Annotated in this window: 2 protein-coding genes; both read right to left on the reverse strand. The window is 51.7% G+C overall.

Going from position 1 to position 354, the window contains the following annotated elements; translation table 11 throughout:
• On the reverse strand, positions 1 to 149 hold a 149-nt coding region (locus KP705_RS21705; RefSeq protein WP_215765535.1), incomplete at its 3' end, for a plasmid recombination protein.
• Between the two features lie 37 nt (positions 150 to 186).
• Positions 187 to 354: helix-turn-helix domain-containing protein (locus tag KP705_RS19695; RefSeq protein WP_215765470.1), on the reverse strand; the 168-nt coding region annotated here is incomplete at its 5' end.

The following is a 354-nucleotide window of genomic DNA, read 5'->3' on the forward strand; positions in this document are numbered from 1 at the left end:
AACCTGCTGCAATTCAGGCGGCCTGTATCGGGGTCTTTTGGCACCACGTAGGCCGACAGGTGCGGCGTTTTTTCGTCCCGGTGAATGATGGCAGCGATCACGTTGTCCTTGCCGTGCCGCTCCTGAATCCAGCGCAACGCCTCGTTCAAATAGGGGTCACGACACGAAAGTGTACTTTACGTACGCTTAGAGTGAACCCAACAAGAACGTTGAGGCTGTTCTGCTGAGAGTTCGATAGACAGTTGGCCGAGAAATAGAAAACAGTTCTGAAAGATCGCTGATGGAGTAATCGCCGGTATCATACATCCGGCGAAGCTCTTTTTGCTGACGTTCAGAAAGCTTGGGTTTCTTTCC

The sequence above is a fragment of the Gluconobacter sp. P1D12_c genome (genome assembly GCF_018812105.1).
GTDB lineage: Bacteria > Pseudomonadota > Alphaproteobacteria > Acetobacterales > Acetobacteraceae > Gluconobacter > Gluconobacter oxydans_A.